General features: G+C 62.8%; 17 protein-coding genes and 2 pseudogenes. 16 read left to right on the top strand and 3 right to left on the bottom strand.

Going from position 1 to position 12660, the window contains the following annotated elements:
• Positions 1 to 44 precede the first annotated feature (44 nt).
• On the top strand, positions 45 to 881 hold the full coding sequence (gene fghA / locus HNQ99_RS10145) for an S-formylglutathione hydrolase (protein ID WP_184475651.1): 837 nt from the start codon (positions 45 to 47) through the stop codon (positions 879 to 881).
• A 106-nt stretch (positions 882 to 987) separates the two neighbouring features.
• Here fghA and HNQ99_RS10140 read toward each other — a convergent pair whose 3' ends face one another.
• Positions 988 to 1422 (bottom strand): UrcA family protein, encoded by a 435-nt coding sequence (locus HNQ99_RS10140; protein ID WP_184475538.1) that lies wholly within the window; start codon positions 1420 to 1422, stop codon positions 988 to 990.
• Positions 1423 to 1793: 371 nt separating this feature from the next.
• Here HNQ99_RS10140 and HNQ99_RS10135 point away from each other — a divergent pair, with 371 nt between their 5' ends.
• From HNQ99_RS10135 to HNQ99_RS10125, 3 genes and pseudogenes are all read left to right on the top strand, one after another.
• On the top strand, positions 1794 to 2195 hold the full coding sequence (locus tag HNQ99_RS10135; protein ID WP_184475537.1) for an endonuclease domain-containing protein: 402 nt from the start codon (positions 1794 to 1796) through the stop codon (positions 2193 to 2195).
• A gap of 204 nt (positions 2196 to 2399) precedes the next feature.
• Positions 2400 to 3070: pseudogene (locus HNQ99_RS10130) on the top strand (phage terminase large subunit family protein); the annotation flags it as partial.
• 104 nt (positions 3071 to 3174) lie between these two features.
• Entirely contained in the window at positions 3175 to 4311 is a 1137-nt protein-coding gene (locus HNQ99_RS10125) for a phage portal protein (protein WP_184475536.1), read from the top strand.
• Here the strand turns inward: HNQ99_RS10125 and HNQ99_RS10120 are convergent.
• Complete coding sequence (locus HNQ99_RS10120) at positions 4271 to 4456, bottom strand: hypothetical protein (protein ID WP_184475535.1); 186 nt, start codon at positions 4454 to 4456, stop codon at positions 4271 to 4273. The genes HNQ99_RS10125 and HNQ99_RS10120 overlap by 41 nt on opposite strands.
• A gap of 44 nt (positions 4457 to 4500) precedes the next feature.
• On the opposite strand from HNQ99_RS10120, the gene HNQ99_RS10115 reads away from it, so the two are divergent.
• The 7 genes from HNQ99_RS10115 to HNQ99_RS10085 all read left to right on the top strand — a co-directional run bounded on the left by HNQ99_RS10115 (position 4501) and on the right by HNQ99_RS10085 (position 8179).
• A complete protein-coding gene (locus HNQ99_RS10115) occupies positions 4501 to 4812 on the top strand; it encodes a DUF6127 family protein (RefSeq protein ID WP_184475534.1) in 312 nt (103 codons plus the stop codon).
• A 2-nt stretch (positions 4813 to 4814) separates the two neighbouring features.
• Entirely contained in the window at positions 4815 to 5261 is a 447-nt protein-coding gene (locus HNQ99_RS10110; protein ID WP_184475533.1) for an HK97 family phage prohead protease, read from the top strand.
• Between the two features lie 116 nt (positions 5262 to 5377).
• Positions 5378 to 6505 carry a phage major capsid protein gene (locus HNQ99_RS10105; RefSeq protein ID WP_184475532.1) on the top strand — a complete coding sequence of 376 codons (1128 nt, stop codon included), beginning with the start codon at positions 5378 to 5380 and terminating at the stop codon, positions 6503 to 6505.
• A gap of 201 nt (positions 6506 to 6706) precedes the next feature.
• Positions 6707 to 7237: a head-tail connector protein gene (locus tag HNQ99_RS10100; protein ID WP_184475531.1), complete on the top strand. Its 531-nt coding sequence runs from the start codon at positions 6707 to 6709 to the stop codon at positions 7235 to 7237.
• On the top strand, positions 7237 to 7575 hold the full coding sequence (locus HNQ99_RS10095) for a phage head closure protein (RefSeq protein ID WP_184475530.1): 339 nt from the start codon (positions 7237 to 7239) through the stop codon (positions 7573 to 7575). Before HNQ99_RS10100 ends, HNQ99_RS10095 begins: the two co-directional genes overlap by 1 nt.
• Positions 7560 to 7784 carry a hypothetical protein gene (locus HNQ99_RS10090; RefSeq protein WP_184475529.1) on the top strand — a complete coding sequence of 75 codons (225 nt, stop codon included), beginning with the start codon at positions 7560 to 7562 and terminating at the stop codon, positions 7782 to 7784. The genes HNQ99_RS10095 and HNQ99_RS10090 overlap by 16 nt, the downstream gene beginning before the upstream one ends.
• A complete protein-coding gene (locus HNQ99_RS10085; RefSeq protein WP_184475528.1) occupies positions 7781 to 8179 on the top strand; it encodes a DUF3168 domain-containing protein in 399 nt (132 codons plus the stop codon). The genes HNQ99_RS10090 and HNQ99_RS10085 overlap by 4 nt, the downstream gene beginning before the upstream one ends.
• Before the next feature lie 72 nt (positions 8180 to 8251).
• Here the strand turns inward: HNQ99_RS10085 and HNQ99_RS10080 are convergent, their stop codons facing one another.
• Positions 8252 to 8587, bottom strand: coding sequence for a hypothetical protein (locus HNQ99_RS10080; protein ID WP_184475527.1), 336 nt, complete (start codon positions 8585 to 8587; stop codon positions 8252 to 8254).
• A gap of 48 nt (positions 8588 to 8635) precedes the next feature.
• Between HNQ99_RS10080 and HNQ99_RS10075 the strand changes: the two genes are divergently transcribed.
• The 5 genes and pseudogenes from HNQ99_RS10075 to HNQ99_RS10055 all read left to right on the top strand — a co-directional run bounded on the left by HNQ99_RS10075 (position 8636) and on the right by HNQ99_RS10055 (position 12619).
• Entirely contained in the window at positions 8636 to 9043 is a 408-nt protein-coding gene (locus tag HNQ99_RS10075; protein WP_184475526.1) for a phage major tail protein, TP901-1 family, read from the top strand.
• A gap of 111 nt (positions 9044 to 9154) precedes the next feature.
• Complete coding sequence (locus HNQ99_RS10070) at positions 9155 to 9469, top strand: gene transfer agent family protein (RefSeq protein ID WP_184475525.1); 315 nt, start codon at positions 9155 to 9157, stop codon at positions 9467 to 9469.
• Positions 9470 to 9688: a phage tail assembly chaperone gene (locus HNQ99_RS10065; protein ID WP_184475524.1), complete on the top strand. Its 219-nt coding sequence runs from the start codon at positions 9470 to 9472 to the stop codon at positions 9686 to 9688.
• A complete protein-coding gene (locus HNQ99_RS10060) occupies positions 9681 to 10244 on the top strand; it encodes a tail tape measure protein (RefSeq protein ID WP_184475523.1) in 564 nt (187 codons plus the stop codon). The genes HNQ99_RS10065 and HNQ99_RS10060 overlap by 8 nt, the downstream gene beginning before the upstream one ends.
• 60 nt (positions 10245 to 10304) lie before the next feature.
• Positions 10305 to 12619 (top strand): annotated as a pseudogene (locus HNQ99_RS10055) (DUF2460 domain-containing protein).
• The last annotated feature ends 41 nt before the right edge of the window (positions 12620 to 12660 follow it).

Below are 12660 nucleotides of genomic sequence, written 5' to 3'. Positions count from 1 at the left end.
AGCAACGCTATGGGTCGAACGATAAGAAGAGCGAAAACGTGACCATTGAAACCCTTTCCACCAACAAAAGCTTTGGCGGCGTGCAGGGTGTGTACAAGCACGCCTCCCGCGAGACCGGCACCGACATGACCTTCGCCGCGTTCGTGCCGCCGCATGCCGAGGGGACGACGTTGCCGGTGCTGTGGTATCTTTCCGGCCTCACTTGCACCCATGCCAATGTGATGGAGAAAGGCGAGTATCGCAGGGTCGCGGCGGAACTGGGCATGATCGTAGTGTGCCCGGATACCTCCCCGCGTGGCGAGGGCGTGCCGGACGATGCGGAAGGGGCCTATGATTTCGGCCTGGGCGCAGGTTTCTATGTGAACGCGACGCAGGAGCCGTTCGCGAAACATTACCGCATGCTCGCTTATGTGACGCAGGAGCTGCCGGAGATCGTCGCGGCGCACTTCCCGGCGGACATGACGCAGCAGTCGATCTTCGGCCACTCAATGGGCGGCCATGGGGCGCTAACCATCGCGCTTAAAAACCCCGGAAAGTACAAGAGCGTGTCGGCCTTTTCTCCGATCAGTTCGCCTCTGAACTGCCCTTGGGGGGAGAAGGCGCTGACCGGCTATATCGGGCCGGACAGGGCGGACTGGCGGCAATATGACACATGCGCGCTGATTGAGGATGGCGCGCGCGTGGACGACATACTGGTGGATCAGGGCGGCGCGGACAACTTTCTTGAGGGGCAGTTGAAGCCTGAACTGCTGAAGGCCGCGTGCGAGAAGGCGGGCATTAAGCTGACCCTGCGGACGCAGCCGGGATACGACCATAGCTATTTTTTCATTTCCACCTTCATGGAGGATCACCTGCGCTGGCATGCCGCGCGGTTAGGATAGGAAAAGCTGCTCCCCGCGTCCTGCGCGCCGGGTATTGCGCGCAGTGCACGGGCTCCGCACCTGAGAGCAATGGGCCGTGCATCATTCCACGACCCATAGTCGCGCATTACGGATATTTCGTCGGCCAGTCTTCGGGATAGGGCGCCTTCCAGGATTGCCCGCGTACCCAGGTAGTACCGCGAGGTGCAAAGCCTGCTTCCGTCGTGTCGACGCGGCGCATCGCATCGGCCACCGCTGCGTCTCGACAGGAAGGCGCTGGCGGAGCGGCGGTAGCCGGTTCGCCGAGCTTGTCGCACAGGAATCGCGCCGTCAGGCTGATACGCTGCCGCAGGATCTTGCGGTCGCTATCTTTGCTAAGATCGAGATCCGCATAGCTTACCGGCTGGGAAAGGGACTGCACGCTGTCAGGCACTTTCCCATATCGTCCGGACACAATGATTTCTTCAGGGGCGTTCTGCGCCAATACAGGACTGGTCAGCGCGGCGATCGCTACGCCAAGGCATAGGCCGCGTGCAGCCGACGGGAAATGAGGGATGATCATCGCACCTCTCCTATTGGAGGTAAGGCCGTACAAGGGCCCTTCGAATTACCCCTCGCTCATCAATCAACGGGAAACGCGGAGCTAAAGGCTGGGTTCCGGTGGACACAAGAGCTGGTGGGCGGCGGCGTAGGAAGGCTCCTCTCCTTTGGGAGAGGATACGGAGACTTGGCCATGGGCCTAGTCGGAGTTGGAGAGGGGTTCCGCGCTGCTGTGGGCTATAGCCCCTCTCCTGCTGCGACTAGGCGGCAGAGCCGCCAAGTCTCGCTGTCCTCTCCCAAAGGAGAGGAGGAGTATTCCGGCCAGCGGGCGAGGGGTTCGAATTCTGAAGGGTAGTGGTTGGAAAATCGCCGTTCACGCTTATAGAAAGCTTCATGGCCGGAAAACCTCTGACAGATCTTTCTCGAACCCTGCGTCAAAACAGTACGGATGCCGAAATTCGGCTCTGGCATCATCTTCGTGCTGGGCGACTTGAAGGATATAAATTCCGGCGGCAGGCTCCAGTGGGTCGGCATATTGCAGACTTCCTCTGTTCGAGCGCTCGTCTGATTGTCGAACTGGACGGCAGTCAACATGCGGAGCGGTCCGCCGAGGATCAGGCGCGCACCCGCTCGCTGCAAGCAAGCGGTTACACCGTGCTGAGGTTCTGGAACAATGATGTATTGCAGAATACGCACGGGGTCTTGGAAGAGATATTGCATATATTGAGAGCCGCGAGTGGCGGAGGGCGTCAATTGTCCTCTCCTTTGGGAGAGGATATGGAGACTTGGCCATAGGCCTAGTCGGAGTTGGAGAGGGGTTCCACGCCACCGTGGGGGTACAGCCCCTCTCCTGCTGCGACTAGGCGGCAAAGCCGCCAAGTCTCGCTGTCCTCTCCCACTGGAGAGGATAATAATAACCATATAGGTAAAAATTGTATTGACATCGTCACGCTGATCTGGCATAAACGCCGGACAGGAGAGAACCGGAAGAACCTGCCTGGTTCGTTCCTGCGCGCGATGGAAGCAGGCTATCGCGGCACGCGGCTAGGGCGGCAAGAACTGGATGGGGAACTGATCGAGGAGATTGAGGGGGCGCTGTGGAGCCGCGATCTGATCGAGCGCCGGCGGGTGCGGGCGGCGCCTGCGGTGCGGCGCCTGCGGTGCGGCGAATGGTGGTGGCGGTCGATCCTCCGGCGAGCGCGCATGGCGATGCTTGCGGGATCGTCGCGGTGGCCCTGTGCGCTGACGGGCGGGCTTATGTGGTGGCGGACGCCAGCGTTGCGGGACGCTCGCCCGAGGGATGGGCGCGCGCGGTGGCGGAAGCAGCGCAGGCGCATGGGGCCGATCGTGTGATCGCCGAGGCCAATAATGGCGGGGCTATGGTGGAAAGCGTGCTGCGGGCGGCGGACTTTCGCTTGCCGGTGCGGCTGGTGCATGCGTCGCGGGGAAAGGTGGCGCGAGCCGAGCCGGTGGCGGCGCTGTATGAGGCGGGAAAGGCGCTGCACTGCGGGGCATTTCCGGAGTTGGAGGATGAGATGTGCGGCTTGCTGGTGGGGGGCGGATATGAGGGGCCGGGAAGGTCGCCGGACCGGGCGGATGCGATGGTCTGGGCGATGAGCGAGTTGATGCTGGGCAGCGCAAGGGGCGAGGCGCGGGTGCGGGTTTTGTGATTTTCTCTCTCATCAAAAGGGCAGAGCCCCTCTCCAACTGCGACTAGGCCTTTGGCCAAGTCTTCGTATCCTCCCCCAATGGGGAGGAAGATTGGGAGTGCATCATGAAATGGTTTGGGAAGAAGTCCGCCGAGGCGTCTCGGCGGCCGGTGTTGGCGCGTGGGTGGTTCGGGTGGCTGGGGGCTCCGCTGGGGGAGTGGCCGGCCAATTATGAGGCGCAGGTGCGGGCGGGGGCGCTGGGCAATCCAGTGGCGCAGAGGGCTTTGCGGCTGGTGAGCGAGTCGGTCGGCGGCGCAGCGCTGGTGGCCGAGGGCGGCAGCGCGGCCGATCGGGATCGGGCATTGGCGCTGGCGCAGGCGCGGTCGGCCGGACAGGGGCTGGTGGAGACTTTGGCGGCGCATCTGCTGTTGCATGGCAATGCCTATGTGCAGCTGGCCACCGGCGGCGATGGCGAGGTGGCGGAGCTGTTTGCGCTGCGCCCGGAGCGGGTGAGCGTCGAGGCGGACGCGCGGGGCTGGCCGATGGCCTATCTGTACCGGGTTGGTGAGAATGTGACCCGGATGATGAGCGAGGATGCGGTGGGCCGGGCCGCTATCGTGCATCTGAAGAGCCTGCACCCCCTGGACGATCATTATGGGTTGGGCTGTGCCGGGGCCGCCGCGGGGGCGGTGGCGATCCATAATGCAGCGACTGTGTGGAACAAGGCGCTGCTCGACAATGCGGCGCGCCCATCGGGTGCCTTGGTTTATGATCCGGGCGAAGCCGGTGCGGTGATGTCGGGCGAGCAGTTCGACCGGATCAAGACGGAGATGGAGGCGGCATTCCAGGGTGCAGTGAATGCGGGGCGGCCGATGCTCCTGGAGGGCGGCCTCAAATGGCAGGCGATGAGCCTGTCGCCAGCGGAAATGGATTTCGTGGGGCTGAAAGCGGCGGCGGCACGGGAGATTGCGCTCGCCTTCGGAGTGCCGCCGATGCTGATGGGACTGCCGGGGGATAATGCCTATGCCAATTATCGCGAGGCCAATCGCGCTTTGTGGCGGCAGACGATCCTGCCGCTTTCCGAAAAGATATTGGGCGGAATATCGCAGGCTCTCGCTCCGTGGATGCCGGGGGTGCGGCTGGCCGTGGACCTGAACAAGGTGCCGGCGCTGGCGGAAGAGCGGGGGACCCTGTGGGACCGGGTTACAGCGGCGGACTTCCTTACACGGGAAGAAAAGCGGGCGATGTTGGGGGTGGGGTGACGGAAATCCGGCAGACGCGCTTGTCGGCATCCCAGCGTCCGCCATGGTCCAGGCATTTTTCGATCAGCACATAATCCGACCACCACAGCCAGACGAGCGCTGCAGTCAGCAGGATCAGCAGGGCCAGGATCACAAAGCGGATCATCGGACCGGTTTAGCCGGAGAAGAGACCAAGGGAAAGGAACGATCATGAACGACGGCGATATGCTGGCGCGGCTGATCGCGCAGACGGAGGAGGACGGCGTCGGGCTGGTGACGGTCCGGGCGCTTATCGAAGAGGCAAGCGAACTGGGCGCAGGGCGGGCGTTGGCGCGGCTGGGCCTGTCGGATGCGGGGGCGGAGAAGGACGTGCGGGAGCTGCGGGAATTATTGGGCGCATGGAGGGATGCGAAACGGACGGCGCGCAATGCAGTGATCGGTTGGATCGTACGCGGAGTACTGGCGATGCTGCTGATGGCAGTGGCGGTGAGGGTTGGGGTGTTCGGGATCTTGAGGGGGTGATGATGTCAGAAAATACTAATAAGCCCAACCTCCTAACCCCAGTCGAAGAGGAAGGAAGACTGAGGTTCGCAGGTTATGCGGCGGTGTTTGACCGTGTGGATCGGGGCGGGGACGTGGTTCGACGAGGGGCGTTTGCAGGCGCCGCCAAGCGGGTGCCGTTGCTCTGGCAACATAAGCCCGAGGCGGTAATCGGGACCGTGGATTATCTGCGGGAGGATGCGCGCGGGCTGCGAGTGATCGGTCAGCTTTCCGGGCGCACGGCTGCAGGGCGGGAGGCGGCGGCGCTGCTGAAGGATGGGGCGGTGAACGGTCTCTCCTTTGGCTATCGGGTGCGGGAGGCTTCGGAGGGGCGGCCGCGAGAATTGCGCGCGCTGGACCTGGTGGAAGTGAGTTTGGTGACTTTTCCGATGCAACCGCTGGCGAGAGTGCATGCGGTGGAGGGGGAATAGCGCGTTCCAAGAGGGCGTAACCCCCTCTCCAACTATGCCTGGGCAACAAGCTGCCAAGGCTTTCTATCCCTCTCCCCCTTGGGGCGAGGGTATTTTTTTGTGTGCGGGAGACGTTTATGTATGAAGTGAAGGCGGATGCGCTTGAAGAAAGCTTTGATGCGGTTCTTCAGGCGGAGAAGATTGCTGCCCTGGAGGCGGATGTGTCCGCATTGAAGGGGCAGGTAGTGGCGGCGCAACGCCCGGCGCTGGACGGGGTGAAGGCGGCGGCGGACGATCCGCAGCGGGCGGCCTTTGTCGAACGGTATCTGCGCAAGGGGCTGGAGGCCGGGGTGGAGCTGAAGAGCTTTTCCGGCGCGACAAGTGCTGACGGCGGTTATGCGGTGCCACGAGAAATCGATGCGCTGATCGATGCTGCCTTGAAGAACATCTCACCCATCCGCGCCATTGCCAATGTGGTGCAGACCGGGTCGGCCGGTTACCGCAAGCTGGTTACGACCGGCGGCGCAGCGTCCGGCTGGGCTTCGGAGACAGGCGCGCGGGCGATGACCGCCACGCCGGTGTTCCGCGAGATCGTTCCTCCATCCGGGGAATTGTTCGCCAATCCCGCAGCCAGCCAGGCGATGCTGGACGATGCCCAGTTCGACGTCGAAAGCTGGTTGGCGAGAGAGATCGCCATGGAGTTCGCAAGGGCTGAGGGCGCGGCCTTTGTAAATGGGACGGGCACCAATCAGCCCAAGGGGTTCCTGACCGGCACGGTGACCAATGAGGCCGACAATGTGCGAGCGTTCGGGACGCTGCAATATGTGGCCTCGGGCGCGGCGGGGGCCTTCGCCGCGTCCAATCCGCAGGACAAGCTGATCGATCTGGTCCAGGCATTGCGGGCGCCATATCGGCAGGGGGCGACGTTCGTCATGAATTCGGCAACCCTGGCACGGATCCGCAAGTTCAAGACCACCGACGGGGCCTTTCTGTGGCAGCCGGGACTGGTGACCGGACAGCCGGACACGCTGCTTGGTTACCCCGTCATTGAAGCGGAAGATATGCCCGATGTCGGAACGGACAGCCTGTCGGTCGCCTTTGGCAACTTCAAAGCCGGCTATGTCATTGCGGAGCGTAGCGCAACGACGATCCTTCGCGATCCATACACCAACAAACCGTTCGTGCATTTCTATGCAGTGAAACGGGTTGGCGGCGCCGTGGCGAACAGCGAGGCGATCAAACTGATGAAGTTCGCGGCCAGCTGAAGCCATATCCCTTTCAAGTGGGAGAGGGATATCGAGCCTTAATGAGGCGAAGCCGAATTCATGGTGAGGGGTTCCACGTCATGGACGGGGCACTACCCCTCACCAACTTCGGCTAGGCGGCCGAGCCGCCAGGCCTTCGTACCCTCTCCCCATGGGAGAGGGATGTTTGGCCAACGCAATCATCAAAAAAGGAAGAAGTGCATGCCGATTGGGAATGCGGCGCTGGAAGGCGCGCGCGAGGAGGTGAAGGCTTGGCTTCGGCTGGAAACAAGCCATGAAGATGCGCTGGTCGATCGGCTGGTTCGCAGCGCCATTGGCTTTGGAGAAGGCTTTATCGGGCAAGCCTTGGTCGTTCGCGAGGAGACGCAGCGATTGTCCGCCGGCTGCGAATGGCAGCGGCTAAACCTGACACCTGTGCGGGCGATCACGAACGTGATGGGCGTACCCGCCGAGGGCCCAGTTTTCCCAATGCCAAGCGCCAATTATGGGGTCGACATTGACGCCAATGGCGATGGTTGGGTGCGAGTGATCGAACCGGGAGCGGCGGGCCGCATTGATGTGATTTTTAGCACAGGCCTTGCCCTGGATTGGGCGGGACTGCCCGAGGCGATACGGCAGGGGGCGGTACGACTGGCGGCGCACATGTTCACGCATCGGGATGGCGACGGCGGCGGACCTCCGGCAGCGGTGAGCGCGCTGTGGCGGCCCTGGCGACGGATGAGGCTAGGGTGATGGCGGCGGAAGTGGCAGGCCTGCTGCTCGAGCGGGTAATTATCCAGCGGAGGACCGATGCACGCGATGAGCTTGGCGGCAGCGCCGCGGAATGGGTGCAGGAGGCCGAGGTCTGGGCAGGCGTTGCGCCTGATGGCGCTGGTCTGGAAGTGAGTGGTGGAGCGGCCCGGGGTGAGATCCGCTGGGCGATTACGCTGCGGCGGCGTGCTGGCCTTGGCCTCGACTGCCGGTTGACCTGGCGGGGTCGCCTGCTTCGTGTGCGGCGGGTGGATGACGACCCGCGCGCGCAGGATGTCGTGACGCTCCGATGTGAGGAACAGCCATGTTCGAGCGCTTGATGGAGCAAGGCAAGAAGAGCGCTGAGGCACAGAGGGTGCGGGCAATCGCGCGACTGGCGGAGCGAGCGGGCGAGGATTTGCCCCCTGGCGTTAGCGTGGAAGCCTTCGAGGATGGCGTTGTCCTTTTCGGGCACGGGTTGTTGCGGCGAATGCTGAGCGATGTGCGGTTACGTGCAATCGGACTGCTGGCGAAGGGAGAAAGCGGATGAGCGGCGCGGTGATGGCAGTACAGAAAGCGGCCGTTGCGGCAATGCGGGCGCACGCGCCATTGGCGAACGCCGTCAGCGGCATATTTGACGGTCCCCCTGCTGGCGCGTGCTTTCCCTATGTAGCGATGGCGGAAAGTCCCTCTGTGGACTGGAGCCACAAAAGCGGGCGTGGGCGGGAAATCCGGCTGGCGGTGACGGTGTGGGATGATGGCAACCGTGCGGCGCGGCTACATGCTTTGATGCGGGAGATGGAAGCGGCGATCGAAAGAATGGCGACTGGGCTTGATGGTTGGCGAGTGGTGACTCTGAATTTCTGGCGCTCTCGAGTGGTTCGGGATGCGAATGCGCCATGGGCGGGATTGGTGGAATATCGCGTTCGGGTGCTGGAAGCATAGGAAATCCATGTGCTCCCGCCTTCGGCAGCGCAGGGGGCACATGGTATTCAATGGCAGGCAGGAAACCCTCGCTCAACCCGGACGAGTGTTCGATTCCAGATAGTCGCGATAGCTGCTCTGGAATTTGTCGAGATAATCATCGACCTGGAACTGAGCGTCCTCCTGCGCGTCGGCATCCGACATCTTATCGGCCTTATCGGCGGTAATGACGGCGCTTCGGAACGCGGCTTCCTGTTTGTCGCAGGCGGGCTTCAATGCCTTATCGAAGGCGGCGGGATCTGTCTTCTTGTCCAGTTCATCGACCATGACCTTTCGTAGGCAGGCCGCATATTCGTCCCGCGTCTTCACCATCATGTCGGCCGGCTGGGCCGCCGCGAAGGCAATAAAGCTGAGTGCGGACAACAGCATTTTAGAAAACCTCTCTACCTATTGTTTTTGACTAAGGGAGAATGCTCCATGGGTGCGGAAAAGGGAAGTGCTTTCCTTCTGAAAATCGGCAACGGAGGCACGCCGGTCGTCTATGCGACCGTGGCAGGCCTGAGGACCACGCAGTTGAGCGTGAATGGGGAAGCCGTAAACGTAACGAACAAGGATAGCGGCGGCTGGAGAGAACTCCTTACCGGCGCGGGCGTGCGGTCGGTGAGCGTGTCGGGTGCAGGCATATTTACAGGGTCCGTGGCGGAGGTGCGGGTGCGCGGCAATGCCTTGTCCGGGGCTATCGACGATTATGAATTGAGCTTTGAAAGTGGCGAACGGATGCATGGCCGCTTTCTGGTGACGCGGCTCGACTACGCCGGCGACTATAATGGGGAGCGCAGCTACACCATGAGCCTGGAGAGTTCGGGCGCGGTAGTGAGCGAATAGCGCCTTTCCGTCACCTACGTTCCGCCATTCTCCGTTCCGTTGATGCGAGCGAAGTCGAGGGAGGCTGGCTGTGGTGTTTCCTCGACTTCGCTCGGGACGGAGAGGGTTTCAATGACAGGACAGGCAAACAGGGCGCGGGGCGAGGCGGTGTTGCATGTGGGTGGTAAAGCCCTGGTGCTTCGGCCGACCTTTCAGGCGCTAGTGGCGGCGGAAGAGGAGCTGGGGCCGCTCTTTGCCCTGGTGGAGCGGGCGGCGGCCGGGGCGCTGCGGCTAAGTGAGATGACGGTGCTGTTCTGGCATGCCGTGGACATGCGGCCGGATTGGTTGACGCGGGAAGCGCTGGGTGAGGCGGTCCTGGCAATGGGATTGGCGCAAGCCACGCCGATGCTTCGCGCGGTGCTGAAACAGATATTGATGGGGCGGTAAATGTCTTCCCCTGAAACAGAAGGGCTTTTTTCTGGCTCCGCCACGCGCCTTTTTGCGCTTGCAGCGCTGCTGCTGGGATGGCGGCCGGCGGAGTTTTGGGGCGCTACGCCTATGGAGCTGCAAGCGATTTTTGCGGAGATGGAGCGGGCGCGGGACGGGGATGGGCCACCCGAACTAGGCGATATTGCAAAGCTGATGGAGATGTTTCCCGATGGATGAGGAAATCGAACGGCTGGTAGTGAGCGTGCGCGCAGACGTGCAGGGCTTTGCCAGCGACGTGGGGGCGATGGGCGGGCTGTTGCAGGGTCCGCTTGCGCAAGGAGCGGAACAGGCGGGAAGCATGATCGAGAGCACCCTGATGCGCGCGGTGCGAACCGGCAAATTGGGATTTGAGGATCTGCGCCGGGTGGCGATGGCCGCCATGGCGGAGATCGCCCAATCCGCCATCAGCAGCGGCATAGGCAGCCTGTTCGGAGGCGGTGGCGGCGGCGGTTTGATCGGCAGCGCCGGGACTATCTTGTCTGCGGCATTGGGTCTGCCGGGCGGGGCGACAGGAGGGCCGGTGTCGCCGGGGCGGGCCTACATGGTCGGTGAGCGAGGGCCGGAATTGTTCGTGCCGACGGCGAGCGGGCAGGTGATGCCGAACGGCGCTGCGCCTGCGCGGGACGTGCGGGTGACGGTGAATGTGAACGCGGGGCAGGGAGGCGCTCCCGAAGCCCTGGCGAGGAGTTCGCGGCAAGTGGCGCGAGCGGTGCGGCGGGCCCTGGAGGGATAAGCAGGCTGAGCTTTCCGGAGTGCCTGTTCTGCCAACAGCAACAATTCATAGGACCCAATCATGGCTTATTGGCTGGCGATCGACCGGAAGGGGCGGGAGTCCGGATTTGTGAAACGCTTTGCGCCGCACCTCTGGACCGTCAATTTTCCCCGACCCATGATGGCGGGGGTAGTGACGACCGGACCCCAGTCGCTGCGCACCGACGCGGTATTCTACCGCAAGGACGATCTTGCGGGGCTGATCTGGGAAAGCGTCGACAAGTGGGATCATCCGCTACTCGCCTATGAAACGAACCGCGATTACCGGCGGTGCAAGCTGAAATTCCGATGGCGCTCGGCGGGGATAAAGTCCCTGAATGCCGTTAATGGGCCCACATTGACGATCGAGGGCCGGGATGCTTCGGGAGCAGCGCGGAGCTGGTATGTCCGGCTTTGGAACTATGCCGATGGATCGCCGGAAGATGCGATTATCTCGCTTGATTTTGGCGCCCTTGATGGGGGTTTCCTGCTGCCGTCCGAAGCAAGTCCCGTGTGGGCGGGCGATGTGGACCGAATGTTCATTTCACTAGTGCCGCCGGAATTCGACGGGAGTGACGCCTTTCTGAACGCACCGGTGCAAGGCTGGGTGGAGATTTCCGAGATTGTCTGTGAGGGCTCCGGCTCAGTGCTGGAGCGGGGGGATGTCATGCTGCCCGAGCACGGCTTTCGATGGCGACGGGCTATGACGATGCCTATAACCAGACGCCGGAACGAGTGCTGCGCAATGCCCTGGCGTTGGGCTATCGCGGCGACATCAATTATTATGTGGGAATGAGCCATTATTTCCGGCTCGAACCGATATACGGAGGCTTGTACATCAGCCTGGCGGGCGGGGCGTTGAATGCGCCGTGTACAGCCTGGCATCGGGATTTTGCTGTCCGGGCCAAGGCGCTGGGGTTCGGCGTGATCCTGTCGCTGTCCTATGAATTGCTGAACGAGCATTGTTGGAACGACTGGAAGCAGCGGGCGCAGAATGGCGACCCGGCGCTCACCGGCTGGGACCGGCCATCGGCATTGCTGTCGCCGGCCCATTCGGGCGCGATGAGCTATTTGCGCCAGGTCGGGAGGGCTTTTGCCGCAATCGCCCGTGACGCTGGAATGACGGTAAAATTCCAGGTGGGAGAGCCGTGGTGGTGGATCATGGGTGATGGGCGCATCTGCCTGTATGACGATGCGGCGAAGGCGGCCTTTGGCGGTGCGCTGGTGTCCATTCCCAATGTGCGCGCTCCGTTGGATAATGCGCAGAAGGCGCTGCTCGACCAAGCGGGAACGTTGCTGGCTAGTTCTACGGCGGCGCTGGTCGCGTCAGTGAAGGCGGAGGCGCCGGGCGCGAAGACGTACCTGCTGGTTTATCTTCCCACGGTGCTCGATCCTCAGGCGCCGGATGCCAAGCGGGCGAATGTGCCGCCGGAATGGTCGCGCCCCGCCTTCGATGTGCTGCAGTTGGAAGATTATGACTGGGTAACGGAGGGGCGCTCCGGACGGACGGGTAAGGGCGTGACGGCGATGACGGCCCGGCTCGGCTATACCGTCGAAGAGCAGCATTATTTTTCGGGTTTCGTGCTGCGCCCTCAGGACAAGGCGCAGTGGGGACTGATCGCTGCGGCGGCGGACGCGGCGCGGGCCAGGGGCTCGGCGGCAACGTTCGTCTGGGCGTTGCCCCAGGTTTGCCGGGATGGCTTTACCTATTTCCGGATCGGGGAGGAGAAAGGCGTGGAAGCGTTTGACGATGTGGTCTTTCCGCTGGCGTTGGGGCGGGAGGCGAGCGTCGCGCCCTGCTTTTCGACACAGGTGGTCGAGAGCCAGGCAGGGCATGAGCAGCGGAGCAGCGACTGGGCAGATGCGCGGATGCGCTATGATGCTGGACCGGGCGTAAGGTCGGAAGCGGATCTGGCGGAACTGATCACGTTTTTCCGGGCGCGAAGGGGTGCCGCGAAGGGGTTTCGCTTTGCCGATCCGTTCGATGACCGGAGCTGCGAATTCGGGGGCGCACCGTCCATGTTGGACCAGCGGCTGGGTATTGGCGACGGGGTGACGACCAGCTTCCAGCTCTGCAAATATTATGGTTCCGGAGAGGAAGCCCAGCAGCGGGTTATCACGCGGCCAAGGGCAGGCAGCATTTCTGTGGCCCAGGCCGGTATCGCGGCGAACGGCTGGACCCATGTGGGCAAAGGCGTGATCGCATTCGACGAGGCTCCCGCCATGGGCTTGGTGCTGACCGCTGGATTCCGTTTCGACGTGCCGGTGCGCTTTGCAGACGATGTGCTTGAGGTCAACCGCGCGACCTTCGCAGCGGGAGAAGCGGTTTCCGTGCCGCTGATCGAGGTGCGGGAATGAGGGTTTTGGGAAGAGGTTAGGTAAGGTGTTTGGGGGAAACG

Origin of the sequence: Rhizorhapis suberifaciens (genome assembly GCF_014200045.1) — a bacterium.
GTDB classification, from domain to species: domain Bacteria; phylum Pseudomonadota; class Alphaproteobacteria; order Sphingomonadales; family Sphingomonadaceae; genus Rhizorhapis; species Rhizorhapis suberifaciens.
This window is presented reverse-complemented; position numbering and strand designations above follow the sequence as displayed.